This window comes from Cupriavidus sp. 05N38 (genome assembly GCF_056397345.1).
Genome location: NZ_JBFTNF010000002.1, coordinates 182,819 through 197,247, shown reverse-complemented (window position 1 = coordinate 197,247; position 14,429 = coordinate 182,819). Strand labels below are relative to the sequence as shown.

Here is a 14,429-nt window from a genome sequence, read left to right as displayed (position 1 = left end):
TATTTGCATGGGTGCGGAGAAAGAATGCGAGCAATCATTCTTGCCGCAGGCCTAGGCCTGCGACTGCAGCAACAGCAAGGGGAGCAGTTCCCCAAGTGCCTGTTGCGTTTTGAGGGGATCACCCTGCTGGAGCGGCATCTGCGCATGCTGGATGCGGCGGGTGTCGACGAGATCGTGCTGGCGCTCGGCTTCCAGCCCGGACAGGTGGAAACCGAGCTCAAGCGCCTGGGCCGCCAGCCGTATCCGGAGATCGTGCTGAACCCGCGCTACGACCTGGGCAGCGTGCTGACCGTGCACACCGTGGCCGACGCGCTCACGCGCGGCGGCGATGTGCTGCTGATGGATGCCGACGTGCTGTACGACGAGCGCATCCTGAGCGCCCTGGTGGCCGGCACCACGACCAACCGCCTGCTGATCGACCGCGATTTCGAAGCCGGCGACGAGCCCGTCAAGCTGTGCCTGAAGGATGGCGTGCCGGTCGAGCTGCGCAAGCAGCTGGCCGCGGGCCTGGAGTACGACACCATCGGCGAATCCGTCGGTTTCTTCCGCTTCCAGGAACAGACCGCGCGCCGCCTGGCCGAGATCGTCAAGGGCTATGTGGACGGCGGCCGCGCCAACATGCCGCACGAAGAAGCGGTGCGTGACCTGCTGCTCGAAGGCGGCCATGTCTTCGACACCGCCGACGTGAGCGGCGCACCCTGGATCGAGATCGATTTTCCGAACGACGTCGCGCGCGCGCGCGACGAAGTCTTGCCTGAACTGCAGCGCCCCGTGGGAGTAGCACAATGAACGCGATTGACCCGATTTTCCCGCGCGCCACGCGCAGCGCCCGCCTGCGCCAGATGCTGGTCGGCAAGGAACTCGAATTCATCATGGAAGCCCACAACGGCCTGTCCGCGCGCATCGTGCGCGAGGCCGGCTTCAAGGGCATCTGGGCCTCGGGCCTGGCGATCTCCGCGCAGTTCGGCGTGCGCGACAACAACGAGGCGAGCTGGACCCAGGTGGTCGACAACCTCGAGTTCATGGCCGACGCCAGCGACCTGCCGATCCTGCTCGACGGCGACACCGGCTACGGCAACTTCAACAACATGCGCCGCCTGGTGCGCAAGCTCGAGCAGCGCGGCATCGCCGGCGTGTGCATCGAGGACAAGCAGTTCCCCAAGACCAACAGCTTCATCGACGGCGAGCGCCAGCCGCTGGCCGAGATCGATGAATTCTGCGGCAAGATCAAGGCCGGCAAGGACTCGCAGGCCGACGACGATTTCTCCATCGTGGCGCGCGTCGAAGCGCTGATCGCGGGCTGGGGCATGGACGAGGCGCTGCGCCGCGCCGAGGCCTACCGCCAGGCCGGCGCCGACGCCATCCTGATCCACAGCAAGCTGTCCAAGCCCGACGAGATCCTGACCTTCGCGCGCGAGTGGGCCGGCCGCGGCCCGCTGGTGATCGTGCCGACCAAGTACTACAGCACGCCCACCGAAGCCTATCGCAAGGCCGGCATCAGCCTGGTGATCTGGGCCAACCACCTGATCCGCGTGGCCGCGTCGTCGATGCAGGCCGTGGCCCGCGAAATCCACGACAGCGAGACGCTGGTCAACGTGGAGGACCGCATCGCCACCGTCAACGAGATCTTCCGCCTGCAGGACGCCGACGAATACTCGGCCGCCGAGAAGATCTACCTGTCCGGCACGCAGGTGCCGGGCGCGGCGGTGGTGCTGGCCGCGGGCCGCGGCAAGGGCCTGGAAGCCCTGACCGAGGACAAGCCCAAGGTCATGCTGCCGGTGGCCGGCAAGCCGCTGCTGCGCTGGCTGGTGGATGCGTTCAAGAAACAGTCGATCAACGACATCACCGTGGTGGGCGGCTACCAGGCCGGCGCCATCGATACCGCCGGCATCAAGCTGGTGGTCAACGAGCGCCACGCCCATACCGGCGAGCTGGCCTCGCTGGCGTGCGCGGTCGACGGCCTGCAGACCGACACCGTGATCGCCTACGGCGACCTGCTGTTCCGCAGCTATATCCTGCGCGACCTGCTGGAAAGCGAGGCGCCGTTCAGCGTGGTGGTGGACTCGTCGCAGAATGCGCCGTCCAACCAGAGCGTGCACGACTTCGCCTGGTGCTCGGCCGCGGACGACCGCGACCTGTTCGGCCAGAAGGTCCTGCTGCGCCATGTCTCGAGCAAGGCGGAACAAGCCGGCGCGGCCCCCGCCCAGCCGGCCAATGGCCGCTGGATCGGCCTGCTCAACGTGCGCGGCGAAGGGCGCGTGCGCCTGCAGAAGCTGATCGGCGAGCTGCGCGCGCGCGATGACTTCGACACGCTGGACCTGCCGGCGCTGCTCAACGCGCTGGTCGAGGCCGGCGAGGAAATCGAGGTCAAGTACGTGCACGGCCACTGGCGTGGCGTGAACGACCTGGACGACTTCCGCCGCGCGGGCGATTTCGCCCACACGCAGACGCAGTTCGCGGCCGACACCACGGACGGCGAGGAAGCCCGATGATCGAAGCGGCACAGTTCGTCGAGGCCGCGCGCGCGCGCGGCTTCGACTGGTATGCCGGGGTGCCGTGCTCGTACCTGACGCCGTTCATCAACTACGTGCTGCAGGATCCCACGCTGCACTACGTTTCGGCGGCCAACGAGGGCGACGCGGTGGCCCTGATCGCAGGGGTGACGCTGGGCGCGCGCGAAGGCCGCCGCGGCATCACCATGATGCAGAACTCGGGCCTGGGCAACGCGGTCAGCCCGCTGACCTCGCTGACCTGGACCTTCCGCCTGCCGCAACTGCTGATCGTCACCTGGCGCGGCCAGCCGGGCGTTGCCGACGAGCCGCAGCACGCACTGATGGGCCCGGTCACGCCGAACATGCTCGACACCATGGAGATCCCGTGGGAGACCTTCCCGACCGACCCGGCCGAGGTAGGCCCGGCGCTGGACCGCGCGGTGGCCCATATGGACGCCACGGGCCGGCCCTACGCGCTGGTGATGCAAAAGGGCAGCGTGGCGCCGTACGCGCTAAAGGAACAGGCGCGCCCCGCGCCGCGCCCGAAGGCCGTGCCGCGCACCGTGCCTGGCGGCGCGGGCGCACTGCCCACGCGCCGCGAAGCGCTGCAGCGCGTGATCGCGCATTCGCCGCTGGACAACACCGTGGTGCTGGCCTCCACCGGTTTCTGCGGGCGCGAGCTGTACGCGCTCGATGACCGCGCCAACCAGCTCTACATGGTGGGCTCGATGGGTTGCCTGACGCCGTTCGCGCTCGGCCTGGCGCTGGCGCGCCCGGACCTGCACGTGATCGCGGTGGACGGCGACGGCGCGGCGCTGATGCGCATGGGCGTGTTCGCCACGCTCGGCGCCTATGGCCCGTCCAACCTGACCCACGTGCTGCTGGACAACGGCGCCCACGATTCCACGGGCGGGCAGGCCACGGTATCGCACAATGTCTCGTTTGCCGGTGTGGCGGCCGCATGCGGCTATGCCTCGGCGGTGGAAGGCGACAACCTCGCCCTGCTGGACGAAACGCTGGCGCAGCCGGCCCGCGCCGCGGGCCCGCGCCTGGTGGCGCTGTCGATCAGCGCCGGCACGCCGGACGGCCTGCCGCGTCCCACCGTGACGCCGGTCGAGGTCAGGACCCGCCTGGCCCGCCAGATCAGCGCGGATCTCGGCGCAACCCAAGGAGCCAACTGATGCTGCTACTCAATCCGGGTCCCGTCACGCTGTCGGAGCGCGTGCGCCGCAGCCTGCTGCAGCCCGACCTGTGCCACCGCGAGAGCGAGTTCTTCGACCTGCAGGACGAAGCGCGCGCGCGGCTGCTGGATATCTACCAGCTCGATCCCGCCGAATGGGCCGCGGTGCTGATGACCGGCTCCGGCACCGCCGCGATGGAAAGCATGACCGCCGCGCTGGTGCCCGAGAACGGCAAGCTGCTGGTGGTGCAGAACGGTGTCTATGGCGAGCGCATCGCGCAGATCGCCGGCCAGTACCGCATCGCCCACGAGGTGGTGGCGCACGACTGGAAGGAGGCGCCCGACCTCGCCCGTATCGCTGCCGCGCTCGAGGCCGACCGCGCCATCACGCACGTGGCCGTGATCCACCACGAGACCACCACCGGGCGCCTGAACGACCTGCCGGCGCTGGACGCGCTGTGCCGCGCGCGTGGCGTGCGCCTGCTGGTGGACGGCGTGAGCAGCTTCGGCGCGGAGGCCATCGATTTCAATGGCCATATCGACGCCGTGGCCGCCACCGCCAACAAATGCCTGCACGGGGTGCCCGGTGCGTCCTTCGTCATTGTGCGGCGCAGCGCGCTGGCGCAGGCCGCGAGCCGCACCTATTACCTGGACCTGGGCCGCCTGGCACGCCTGCAGGACCAGCGCAATACGCCGTTCACGCCCTCCGTGCACGCCTACTACGCGCTGGTGGAAGCACTGCGCGAGCTGGCCGACGAAGGCGGCTGGCAGGCCCGCCACGCGCGCTACGCCAGCCTGGCCGAGCGCGCGCGCGTGGGGCTGGAGGCGCTGGGCATGCCGGCACTGTGGCCGGCCGGACAATCCTCGGTGGTGCTGCGCGCCTACCATCTGCCGGCGGGCCTGTCGTATGCGCAGCTGCACGATGGCCTGAAGGCGCGTGGCTTCGTCATCTACGCCGGGCAGGGCGGCCTGTCGGCCGAGCTGTTCCGCATCTCGACGATGGGCAATATCCAGCCGGACGATATCGACCGCCTGCTGCAGGGCTTCAGGGAACTGACGCAGTAAAAATGACAAGCGCCGCGGGAGCGGCGCGAATAGCAACACCCAAGGCGGCAGCGCGGGATTCCCGCGCTGCCGCCTTTTGGTTTTTGCGGGCGAAGCACTAGCATTAGGCAATGGAAGCGGCATGCCGGGGTTCCGGCCGCGCCGCAATCCGCTCATGGACGTACATCGGAGGTAGATCGCGATGCGTCGTAGCCTTTGTCACCGGGGCGGGCTTGCCGTGGCCGCCAGGATCAACGTGGCCGCGCTTGCCGCCCTCGGCGCCTGCGCCGCGCTGGCAATTGGCGCGGCCTTGGCGCCCGCCGCCCGCGCCGCCGACGCTCCGGCACCCGCCGTGGACCGCTCCGCACCGGACCGCATGGTGCGCGCCGCCGTGGAAGGCGTGCTCACCACCATCCAGGCCAGTCCCGATACCCGCGGCGGCGACCTGGAGAAGATCACGGCCGTGGTGCGCCGCCAGTTTCTCCCCTATACCGATTTCCAGCGCACCACGCGGCTGGCCGTCGGCAATGCATGGCGCACTGCAACACCCGAACAGCAGAAGCAGCTCTACGAACAATTCCAGACCTTGCTGGTGCGCAGCTACGCCCTGTCGTTGTCGCAGGTGCGCGACCAGGCGCTGAAGTTCCGCTACAAGCCGCCGCGCGCCGCCGGCACCGATACGGTGGTCGAGACCAGCGTCATCAACAACGGCGACGAGGTGCAGATCGACTACCGGCTGCAGCGCGGCGCGACCGGCTGGTCGATCTACGACATCAATATGAGCGGCGCGTGGCTGATCGAGGTCTACCGCCGGCAGTTCGCCGACATCGTGGCCAAGAGCGGCATCGACGGGCTGATCAAGTACCTGGTCAGCCATAACGCGGCCTGAGCCGGGCGCCGGTCCCCGGCCGCGGGGCGACGGCCGCGCGAACGCAGGCCATGCGCGTCGTCGCGCCCGGGCTAGGCAGCCGTTTCCAGCATGGCGTCGCGTGCCAGCGCGTCCATCAGCTGGTCCGCCGACATCGGCCGGCCCAGCAGGAAGCCCTGCAGCGAGTCGCAGCCCAGCCGGGTGAGGAACTCCTGCTGCGTGGCCGTCTCCACGCCTTCGGCGACGATGTTCAGGTTGAGCGTGCGCCCCAGTGCCACGATGGCCGAGACGATGGCGGCATCCTCGGTATCGCGCGCCAGCTCGCGGACGAAGGCGCGGTCGATCTTCAGCTCGCTGGCCGGCAGCCGCTTGAGGTAGAGCAGGCTCGAATAGCCGGTGCCGAAATCGTCGATCGAGATGCGCACGCCCATGTCGTGCAGCTGCTGCAGGATCTTCAGGCTGGCATCGGCGTCGCGCATGGCGGTGGATTCGGTGACTTCCAGCGTCAGGCAGTGCGGCTCGAGCGCATGGCGCGCCAGGGTCTCGCGCACGGTGCGGATCAGGCTGGCGTGGCGGAACTGCAGTGCCGACAGGTTGACCGCCACGCTCCACTCCGGGTGGCCGGCGTTGCGCCATTCCCGCATCTGGCGGCAGGCTTCGTCCAGCACCCATTCGCCGATCGGCACGATCAGGCCGGTCTTCTCCGCCAGCGGGATGAAGTGGTCCGGGCCGATCAGGCCGCGCGTGGGATGGGCCCAGCGCACCAGTGCTTCCACGCCCGTCACCGGACCGCTGGGCGCGGTCAGCTTGGGCTGGTATTGCAGCACCAGTTCGCGCCGCTCCAGTGCCTGGCGCAGGTCCTGCACCAGTTGCAGCTGCTCGTGCACGTTGGCGTTCATCGATGCCTCGAAGAAGCAGATGGCGTTGCGGCCCAGCGCCTTGGCGTGATACATGGCCGCATCGGCATTGGTCATCAGGTCATGCTGCAGGTCGCCGTCGCCGGGGTACATGGCGATGCCGATGCTGGTGGACACGCGCAGCTCGCGTCCCGCCGCCTGGAACGGCTCGCGGATGGCGCTCAGCACCTTGTCGGCCAGCGTGGCGGCGTCCGCCGGTTCGCCCACGGCGGCCAGCAGCACGAATTCGTCGCCGCCGAGCCGGGCGATGGTGTCCTGCGCGCGTACCGTGGCGCTCAGGCGCCGCGCCACTTCAACCAGCAGCAGGTCGCCGACGGGATGGCCATAGGCATCGTTGACCGCCTTGAAGCCGTCCAGGTCCATGAACATCAGCGCGAAGCGGCCCTGCTCCCACCCGGCGGCCTGGATCGCCTGTTCGAGCCGGTCTTCCAGCAGCACGCGGTTGGGCAGCTTGGTCAGGTTGTCGTGCAGGGCCAGGTAGGTCAGCTCTTGGTTGGCCTCGGCCAGCGAGCGCGCCAGTATCGAGGTGCGCGCCTCCAGGCGTACGTCCAGCACCGAGATGATCAGCGCGATCGCCAGCACCGCCAGCGTGGCGACGATGATCACCACCGCCAGCCAGCCGGCATCCACGCCGTCGCTGGCCGCGCCGCAGATGCTGCCGGGCGGGAACCCGGCCGCCGCCATGCCGGTGTAGTGCATGCCGACGATGGCCAGGCCCATCACCACCGCAGCGCCCGCGCGCAGGGGTCGCACCCAGACGGACTGCCTGCGCAGCCGGAAGGCGATCCACAGCGCCGCGCCGGCGGCCAGCACCGCCACGGCCACCGACAGCAGGAACAGGGAGGGAACATAGCGGATGCCCGGCTGCATGCGCAGCGCGGCCATGCCGGTGTAATGCATGCCGGAAATGCCGGCGCCGATCAGCAGCGCGCCACCCGTCAGCCGCCGCCAGGGCAGCGTGTCGCGGCCCACCAGCCACAGTGCCAGCGCCGAGGATGCGATGGCGATCAGCAGCGAGCCCAGCGTGATCGCCGGGTCATAGCCAAGCGGGATGGGCAGGTGCAGCGCCAGCATGCCGACGAAGTGCATCGACCAGATGCCCGTGCCCATGGCGCAGGCGCCGCCCGCCAGCCACCAGCGCGCGGCGTTGCCCTGCGCGGAGGCGATGCGCCCGGCCATGTCCAGGGCCGTGTACGAAGCCAGGATCGCGACAAGCAGTGAGAACAGCACGAGCAGACTGTTGTAGCTACTGGCAAGCATGGGATGCCCTTCCAAGACGTTGACTGGTACTGCATACCTCGCGAATCACACGTCACTCGTGCCGGAGGATGCAAAAAAATAAAAAACGCGCCAGTCCGTTTCATATCGACAGGCTGGCGTCCAACTTTAGGCGGGCGGCTGCGGGCGGCCGGCGCTTGCCAGGCCCGGACTCGCCGGCATGCATGAACACGCGCGCCTTGCCTGGTCCCGCGGCCACGCCGGGTGAAATCCCATTCATAAATGCATTGAAGGCATTCAAAACAGTGGGTTTACACCCGCAGGCGCACGCCCGAATATGGATTCCTGAATCACCGCGGCGTGTCGCTTGCGCGCCGGGGTCCCGGCGCCGCCCGAGGCGCGCGGGCAACCGCCGCAAGCGCCCAGCCGTCAGGGCAGCCGGACCTTGCCGAGGTCGGCCTGCAGCGTATTCACGAAGTGCAGAAAGGAGACTTTGTCATCGAAGCGCAGATTGACCACGGCCTGCCGGTAGAACTCATGGATCCGGGGCTGCAATGCTTCCCAGAAGTGGCGCCCCTTGTCCGTCAGCACCACGCGGCGGGCACGCCGGTCCTCCTCGCTGGCAACACGCGACACATGCTCGTCGCGCTCGAGCCGCTTCAGCACGCCATCGAGATTCTGGCGGCTGACCACGAGATATTCCGCCAGCTCCGAGAACGACATCCCATCCTTTGCCTTGGGCCGGGATAGGGCGCCCATTACCGCCCACTGCACGCCGCTGATGCCGAGTTCCTTGGCGGTCTGCCGCTGCAGGACATTGCCGATCTGAAACAAGCGGAAGAAGAGCCGGTTGGTGACATCGAGCCCCGATTGAGGGGCTCCCGTTTGCGTGCTTCCAGATTCCATTTTGGTCTTTCTCTTCTGATTCGAACTGCGGCACGCATGCCGCTGGTGGCCGCTGGTGGCCCCTGTCATCCCCGCGCCGTGAGCCGCGGGCCGGCATGGCGAGCCTCGCGGCCGGCGTCCACATCGTACCCGCGCGCGGACCGGCGCGAGAGCGGATGGCAATGATACCGCCCCCTGGCCGGCTGCCCGTTGCCAGGCCCCGCCCCGGCTTGTCCCGTTTTACGCATATAGAACAATACATTGATATACATGTCAGTTCATCAAGCGAGCCATTCGGCAGTTTTTCCGGCAAATAATCCAGTTTGCTACGTATTTTCCCTAGGCCGCGAAACGAACATACATCAACATGTTTACACAATAGGCCGACTGAACTAGACTCAGTACAACCACTTCGTGGACTACCAAAACGAGGAGATCATGAATCCATACCCCCATTTGATGGCCCCGCTCGATGTCGGCGCCCTGACCCTTCGCAATCGCATCGTGATGGGCGCAATGCATACGCGCCTGGAGACGCTGGACAGGCCGCACGAGCGCCTGGCGGCCTTCTACGGCAGGCGCGCCGAAGGCGAAGCCGGCCTGATCCTGACGGGCGGCTACGCGCCGAGCATCGAAGGCATCTTCGAGCCGGGCGCGCCGCTGCTGTGCGAGCGCTCGCAGCTGGCCGAACACCATGCCATCACCGGCGCGGTCCACGCCGCGGGCGGGCGCATCGCCTTGCAGATCGTTCACGCGGGGCGCTATGCCAAGCACGAGCACTGCGTCGGGCCATCCGCCACGCGCGCCAGGATCAACCCGATCGCGCCGCGCGCGCTGTCCACGGAGGAAGTCTGGAAGACCGTCGAAGACTTCGCCTTTACTGCGCAGCTGGCGCGCGAAGGCGGCTACGACGGTGTCGAGATCATGGGCTCGGAGGGCTACCTGATCAATCAGTTCACGGCCCGCGTCACCAACCAGCGGACCGACGAATTCGGCCGGAGCTTCGAGGCACGGATCCGCTTTCCCCTGGAGGTCATCAAGGCCATCCGCAAGCGCGTCGGCGACACATTCCTGGTCATCTACCGCATTTCGGCGGTCGACCTGGTCGACGGCGGGATGACCGGCGAGGAGGTCGCGGAACTTGCGCGGCGCGCCGAAGCCGAGGGCGCCAACATCATCAACACCGGGGTCGGCTGGCATGAGTCCGCGGTGCCGACCATCGCCGCATCGGTGCCGCGCGCCGCCTGGGCCTACGCCATCGAGAACGTCAAGCGCGCGGTCCGCATTCCCGTGATTGCCTCCAACCGGATCAATACCCCGGAAGGCGCCGAGTCGCTGCTCTCCTCGGGCTGCGCGGATATGGTCTCGATGGCGCGGCCGCTGCTGGCGGACCCGGACTTCGCCAGGAAGACACGGCTTGGCAACGTGGCGGAGATCAATACCTGCATCGGCTGCAACCAGGCCTGCCTGGACCGCATCTTTACCGAGCGCACCGCCACGTGCCTGGTGAATCCGCGCGCCGGCAGGGAGATCGAATTCGTTGCCGCGGCATCGGTGGCCAGCAAGAAGATCGCGGTCGTCGGCGGCGGTCCCGCCGGCATGGCCTTTGCCATCAATGCGCGGGAGCGGGGGCACGAGATCACCTTGTTCGAAGCGGGCGCCGAGCTTGGCGGCCAGCTCAACATGGCGCGGGTCGTGCCGGGGAAGAACGAGTTCAATGAAATGCTCAGGTACTTCCGCACGCGTATCGCGAACCTCGGCGTGGACGTTCGCCTGGGTTGCCGCGTGACGGCAGCGCAGCTCAGGGACGAAGGCTACGACCAGATCGTCGTCGCGACCGGCGTTCGCCCCCGCTCGCCGGGTTTCCCGGGCGTGGACCACCCGAAGGTCGTGTCCTACATCGATGTGCTGGCCGGTGGCGCAAAAGTGGGCGACAGGGTCGCCATCATCGGCGCGGGAGGGATCGGCTTCGACGTGGCGGAATTCCTGCTGGGCGACGCCGAGGAGGCGCTTGCCCCCGCGCATTTCCTCCGGGCATGGGGCGTCGATACGTCGTTGTCCACTTCCGGGGGCTTGCAGGCATCGGCAGAGGCAGGCGGCAAGCCCCGGCGGCAGGTCTTCATGTTCCAGAGAAAGCAGGAAAGCCTGGGCAAGCGCCTGGGCAAGTCCACCGGATGGATCCTGAAGTCGAGGCTCAAGCGCGCGAACGTGGTCATGACGGGCGGCGCGGTCTATCGCTGCGTTGACGACGACGGCCTGCACTACTCGGTAGACGGCAAGGATCATGTGCTCGACGTCGACCACGTCGTGCTCTGCGCAGGGCAGGAATCGGAGCGCAGCCTGTACGAGGAGCTCCGCGCCAGCGGCGCGGCGGTGGATGTCATCGGCGGCGCCGATGTCGCCAGCGAGCTGGACGCCCTGAGGGCGATCGACCAGGCGACACGGCTTGCCATGACCGTGTAGCGGTTCCCGCAGCGCAATCAATTCAGAACGCCATTACGCCAATAAGAGCAGGGATTTCCTGGAGACGCCCCATGGTGACCAAGTTCAACAACGAGCTAGACCAGCGCGAAGCCAACTTTCAGCCGCTGACGCCGATTCATTTCCTCAGCCGCGCGGCCGATGTGTATCCGCAGCGCACCGCAGTCATCTACGGCGACCGCTCGTACTCCTGGGCGGAGTATGCGAGCCGCTGCCGCAAGCTCGCCGGCGCACTGATTGCCCACGGTATCGAGAGAGGCGACACCGTGGCCATCATGGCGCCGAACACGCCGGCAATGCTCGAAGCGCAATTCGGCGTGCCGATGGCGGGCGCGGTCCTGAACTGCATCAATACGCGCCTGGATGCGGCAGCCATGGCGTTTATCCTGCAGCATTCCGAGACCCGCCTGCTTCTGGTCGACCAGCAGTTTTCCACGGTCGCCCGCGATGCGATCGAACGGCTCGGGTTGCCCATTGCGGTAGTGGACATCGCAGACCCGGCGGCAGAGGGCGGCGCGCGCATCGGCAGCATCGAGTATGAAGCGTTCCTGGACAGCTCGCCCTCCCGGCCGGAGCTCCGCTTCCCGGAGAACGAATGGGATGCGATCGCGCTCAACTACACCTCGGGGACGACCGGCAACCCGAAGGGCGTGGTCTACCACCACCGCGGCGCTTACCTGAACGCGCTGGCGCAGCTTGTCAACGCGGAGCTGACCGGCCCGGTCCCGGTGTATCTCTGGACCTTGCCATTGTTCCACTGCAACGGCTGGTGCTATGCATGGGCCATGGCCGCGATCGGCGGCACGCAGGTGTGCACGCGAAAGGTGAGCGCCGCCGTCATCTACGACGCCATCGAACGATTCGGCGTGACGCATTTTTGTTGCGCGCCGACGGTGCTGGCCTTCCTGATCGAGGGGGCGCCGGATGGCTGGCAGCCGCCGGAGAACCCGATACGGGTGCTGTCGGGCGGCGCCTCGCCACCGCCCCAGGTATTCCGCAGGCTCATGGAACTCGGATTCTCGGTCCTGCACGTATACGGGATGACCGAGATGCATGGGGTTGCCACCCTGTGCCAGAGCCAGGAAGCATGGAAAGCCCTCCCGGGCGAGGTGCATCTCAAGCACCTGACCCGGCAGGGCGTGCGCACCGTGGTGCTCAACGAGATGCGCGTTGTCGATCCGGCGACGCAGTCGCCGGTTCCCAATGACGGCGCGTCGATCGGGGAAATCCTCTTGCGCGGAAACCTCGCCATGAAGGGCTATTTCAAGAATCCCGCGGCCACGGAAGAAGCGTTCGCGGGCGGCTGGTATCACACCGGCGATCTCGCCATCGTGCACGCCGATGGCTACATCGAGATCAAGGACCGGTCGAAGGACATCATCATTTCCGGCGGCGAGAACATCTCCTCCGTCGAGGTCGAGGATGTCCTGTACGAGCACCCGGCAGTGGCCAATGTCGCGGTGGTCGCGGTGCCCGACCAGCGCTGGGGGGAGGTGCCGTGCGCCATCGTCGAGCTCAAGGCGGATGCCGTCGGGCGCATCGATGCCGATGAAATCATTCAATTCTGTCGCGCGCGCCTGCCGGGCTTCAAGACGCCGCGCCATGTCATTTTCGATGAACTTGCCCGCACCGCGACGGGAAAACTACAGAAATTCAAGTTGCGGGCTTCAGCGGCAGAACACCTGGCGGCGACCGGCGTCATCACGGTGAATCAACAATGTGCGGAGTAGCGTCATGCGGGAACTGAAAGGAAAGATCGTCGTGATCACAGGCGCCGGCGGCGGCATCGGCGCGGCCATCAGCCGGCGCTTTGTCGAAGAGCAGGCGCAGGTCATCGCCGTCGACAAGAACCAGGCGTCGCTGCAGCGTCTTGCCGACAGCCTGGCGGGCCTGGGGCCGCGGCCGCTGCAGGTCGCGCTCGATATCACGGATCATGCCGGCGTCACGCGCGAGATGGCCGCCGTGGGCGAGAGATTCGGCCGTATCGATGCACTGGTGAACAACGCGGGGTGGGACGTACCGGTCCAGTTCCTGGAAAGCACGCCCGCGTTCTGGAACCAGGTGATCGCGATCAACCTGATCGGGCCATTGAATCTCCATCATGCCGTGCTGCCCCATATGGTGGCCGCGGGCGGCGGCATGGTGGTGAACATCGCGTCGGACGCCGGGCGCGTGGGGTCCTCCGGGGAGGCCGTCTATTCCGCGTGCAAGGGTGGCGTGATCGCCTTCTCGAAGACGATTGCGCGCGAATGCGCCAGCCAGAACATCCGCGTGAACACCGTCTGCCCCGGACCGACGGACACCGCGCTGCTGCAGTCGTTCGGCGGCGACGGCGAGTACGGGAAAAAACTGTACGAAGGCCTGAAGCGCGCCATTCCGCTGAAGCGGCTCGGCAAGCCGGACGATATCGCCGGGATCGTGGCCTTCCTTGCCAGCCAGGAAGCGGATTTCATTACCGGACAGACCATCAGTGTGTCCGGTGGACTCACCATGCACGGATAAGAGGGAAGACAATGAGCAACTACACAGATATCCGCCTGGAGAAGACGGACGGCGTGGCACGCATCACCATCGACCGGCCGGAGCGCTACAACGCGTTCCGGGGCAAGACTTGCGATGAACTGATCGATGCGCTGCACGACGCGGGATGGGATCCGTCCATCGGCGTGGTCGTGCTGACCGGCGCCGGCGACAAGGCGTTCTGCACGGGCGGGGACCAGTCCGCGCACAGCGGCAAGTACGACGGAAGGGGCATCGTGGGCCTGCCCGTCGAGGAACTGCAGAGCCTCATCCGCGAGGTGCCCAAGCCGGTGATCGCCAGGGTGAATGGCTATGCCATCGGCGGGGGCAACGTGCTTGTCACCTGCTGCGACCTTGCCATCGCCTCCGAATCCGCCATCTTCGGCCAGGTCGGCCCCAAGGTGGGCTCGGTGGACCCGGGTTTCGGCACGGCCTATCTGTCGCGCGTGGTCGGAGAAAAGAAGGCCAGGGAAATCTGGTTCCTGTGCCGCCGCTATGGAGCCCGGGAGGCGCTGGACATGGGCCTGGTGAATCGCGTGGTCGCGCCCGAAGAGCTTGACCAGGAAGTGGCGCGCTGGTGTGACGAGATCCTTGCCCTGAGTCCCACCGCGATCGCGATCGCAAAGCGCTCTTTCAATGCCGATTCCGATTCCATCCGCGGCATCGGCGGGCTAGGCATGCAGGCGCTGGCGCTGTACTACCAGTCCGCCGAGTCACGCGAAGGCGTGGCCGCGTTCCTGGAAAAGCGCAAGCCGGATTTTCGCCGCCATGCCGGCGCCGGCCGGAACGATTCCTGACCCGGCATGCCATCCGCGCCCCCGCAC

Annotated in this window: 11 protein-coding genes; 9 read left to right on the top strand and 2 right to left on the bottom strand. The window is 67.2% G+C overall.

The features are described from left to right. Positions 1–24: 24 nt before the first annotated feature. The 5 genes from AC1DK4_RS01860 to AC1DK4_RS01840 all read left to right on the top strand — a co-directional run bounded on the left by AC1DK4_RS01860 (position 25) and on the right by AC1DK4_RS01840 (position 5,605). Positions 25–789, top strand: coding sequence for a phosphocholine cytidylyltransferase family protein (locus AC1DK4_RS01860; protein WP_441612068.1), 765 nt, complete (start codon positions 25–27; stop codon positions 787–789). Next, positions 786–2,492, top strand: a complete 1,707-nt coding sequence (gene aepX, locus AC1DK4_RS01855; RefSeq protein ID WP_441612069.1) for a phosphoenolpyruvate mutase — start codon at positions 786–788, stop codon at positions 2,490–2,492. The genes AC1DK4_RS01860 and aepX overlap by 4 nt, the downstream gene beginning before the upstream one ends. After that, positions 2,489–3,673 carry a phosphonopyruvate decarboxylase gene (gene aepY / locus AC1DK4_RS01850; RefSeq protein WP_441612070.1) on the top strand — a complete coding sequence of 395 codons (1,185 nt, stop codon included), beginning with the start codon at positions 2,489–2,491 and terminating at the stop codon, positions 3,671–3,673. The genes aepX and aepY overlap by 4 nt, the downstream gene beginning before the upstream one ends. Then, positions 3,673–4,737 (top strand): 2-aminoethylphosphonate aminotransferase, encoded by a 1,065-nt coding sequence (locus AC1DK4_RS01845; protein WP_441612071.1) that lies wholly within the window; start codon positions 3,673–3,675, stop codon positions 4,735–4,737. The genes aepY and AC1DK4_RS01845 overlap by 1 nt, the downstream gene beginning before the upstream one ends. A gap of 181 nt (positions 4,738–4,918) precedes the next feature. Further along, positions 4,919–5,605, top strand: coding sequence for an MlaC/ttg2D family ABC transporter substrate-binding protein (locus AC1DK4_RS01840; RefSeq protein WP_441612072.1), 687 nt, complete (start codon positions 4,919–4,921; stop codon positions 5,603–5,605). Between the two features lie 71 nt (positions 5,606–5,676). Here the strand turns inward: AC1DK4_RS01840 and AC1DK4_RS01835 are convergent, their stop codons facing one another. Both AC1DK4_RS01835 and AC1DK4_RS01830 read right to left on the bottom strand, forming a co-directional pair. Then, complete coding sequence (locus AC1DK4_RS01835; protein WP_441612073.1) at positions 5,677–7,761, bottom strand: putative bifunctional diguanylate cyclase/phosphodiesterase; 2,085 nt, start codon at positions 7,759–7,761, stop codon at positions 5,677–5,679. Between the two features lie 387 nt (positions 7,762–8,148). Beyond that, positions 8,149–8,625, bottom strand: a complete 477-nt coding sequence (locus AC1DK4_RS01830; protein ID WP_441612275.1) for a MarR family winged helix-turn-helix transcriptional regulator — start codon at positions 8,623–8,625, stop codon at positions 8,149–8,151. 417 nt (positions 8,626–9,042) lie between these two features. Between AC1DK4_RS01830 and AC1DK4_RS01825 the strand changes: the two genes are divergently transcribed. The 4 genes from AC1DK4_RS01825 (at position 9,043) to AC1DK4_RS01810 (ending at position 14,402) form a co-directional block, all read left to right on the top strand. Beyond that, positions 9,043–11,067 carry an oxidoreductase gene (locus AC1DK4_RS01825; protein WP_441612074.1) on the top strand — a complete coding sequence of 675 codons (2,025 nt, stop codon included), beginning with the start codon at positions 9,043–9,045 and terminating at the stop codon, positions 11,065–11,067. A 71-nt stretch (positions 11,068–11,138) separates the two neighbouring features. Continuing rightward, entirely contained in the window at positions 11,139–12,815 is a 1,677-nt protein-coding gene (locus AC1DK4_RS01820) for an AMP-binding protein (protein WP_441612075.1), read from the top strand. Between the two features lie 4 nt (positions 12,816–12,819). Then, positions 12,820–13,587 (top strand): glucose 1-dehydrogenase, encoded by a 768-nt coding sequence (locus AC1DK4_RS01815; protein ID WP_441612076.1) that lies wholly within the window; start codon positions 12,820–12,822, stop codon positions 13,585–13,587. 11 nt (positions 13,588–13,598) lie between these two features. Beyond that, positions 13,599–14,402, top strand: coding sequence for an enoyl-CoA hydratase-related protein (locus tag AC1DK4_RS01810; RefSeq protein ID WP_441612077.1), 804 nt, complete (start codon positions 13,599–13,601; stop codon positions 14,400–14,402). Positions 14,403–14,429 lie beyond the last annotated feature (27 nt).

Excerpts from the sequence above, each read along its gene's own strand:
- AC1DK4_RS01860 (WP_441612068.1), top strand. The coding sequence starts at position 25 with ATGCGAGCAATCATTCTTGCCGCAGGCCTAGGCCTGCGACTGCAGCAA.
- aepX (WP_441612069.1), top strand. The coding sequence starts at position 786 with ATGAACGCGATTGACCCGATTTTCCCGCGCGCCACGCGCAGCGCCCGC.
- aepY (WP_441612070.1), top strand. The coding sequence starts at position 2,489 with ATGATCGAAGCGGCACAGTTCGTCGAGGCCGCGCGCGCGCGCGGCTTC.
- AC1DK4_RS01845 (WP_441612071.1), top strand. The coding sequence starts at position 3,673 with ATGCTGCTACTCAATCCGGGTCCCGTCACGCTGTCGGAGCGCGTGCGC.
- AC1DK4_RS01840 (WP_441612072.1), top strand. The coding sequence starts at position 4,919 with ATGCGTCGTAGCCTTTGTCACCGGGGCGGGCTTGCCGTGGCCGCCAGG.
- AC1DK4_RS01835 (WP_441612073.1), bottom strand. The coding sequence starts at position 7,761 with ATGCTTGCCAGTAGCTACAACAGTCTGCTCGTGCTGTTCTCACTGCTT.
- AC1DK4_RS01830 (WP_441612275.1), bottom strand. The coding sequence starts at position 8,625 with ATGGAATCTGGAAGCACGCAAACGGGAGCCCCTCAATCGGGGCTCGAT.
- AC1DK4_RS01825 (WP_441612074.1), top strand. The coding sequence starts at position 9,043 with ATGAATCCATACCCCCATTTGATGGCCCCGCTCGATGTCGGCGCCCTG.
- AC1DK4_RS01820 (WP_441612075.1), top strand. The coding sequence starts at position 11,139 with ATGGTGACCAAGTTCAACAACGAGCTAGACCAGCGCGAAGCCAACTTT.
- AC1DK4_RS01815 (WP_441612076.1), top strand. The coding sequence starts at position 12,820 with ATGCGGGAACTGAAAGGAAAGATCGTCGTGATCACAGGCGCCGGCGGC.
- AC1DK4_RS01810 (WP_441612077.1), top strand. The coding sequence starts at position 13,599 with ATGAGCAACTACACAGATATCCGCCTGGAGAAGACGGACGGCGTGGCA.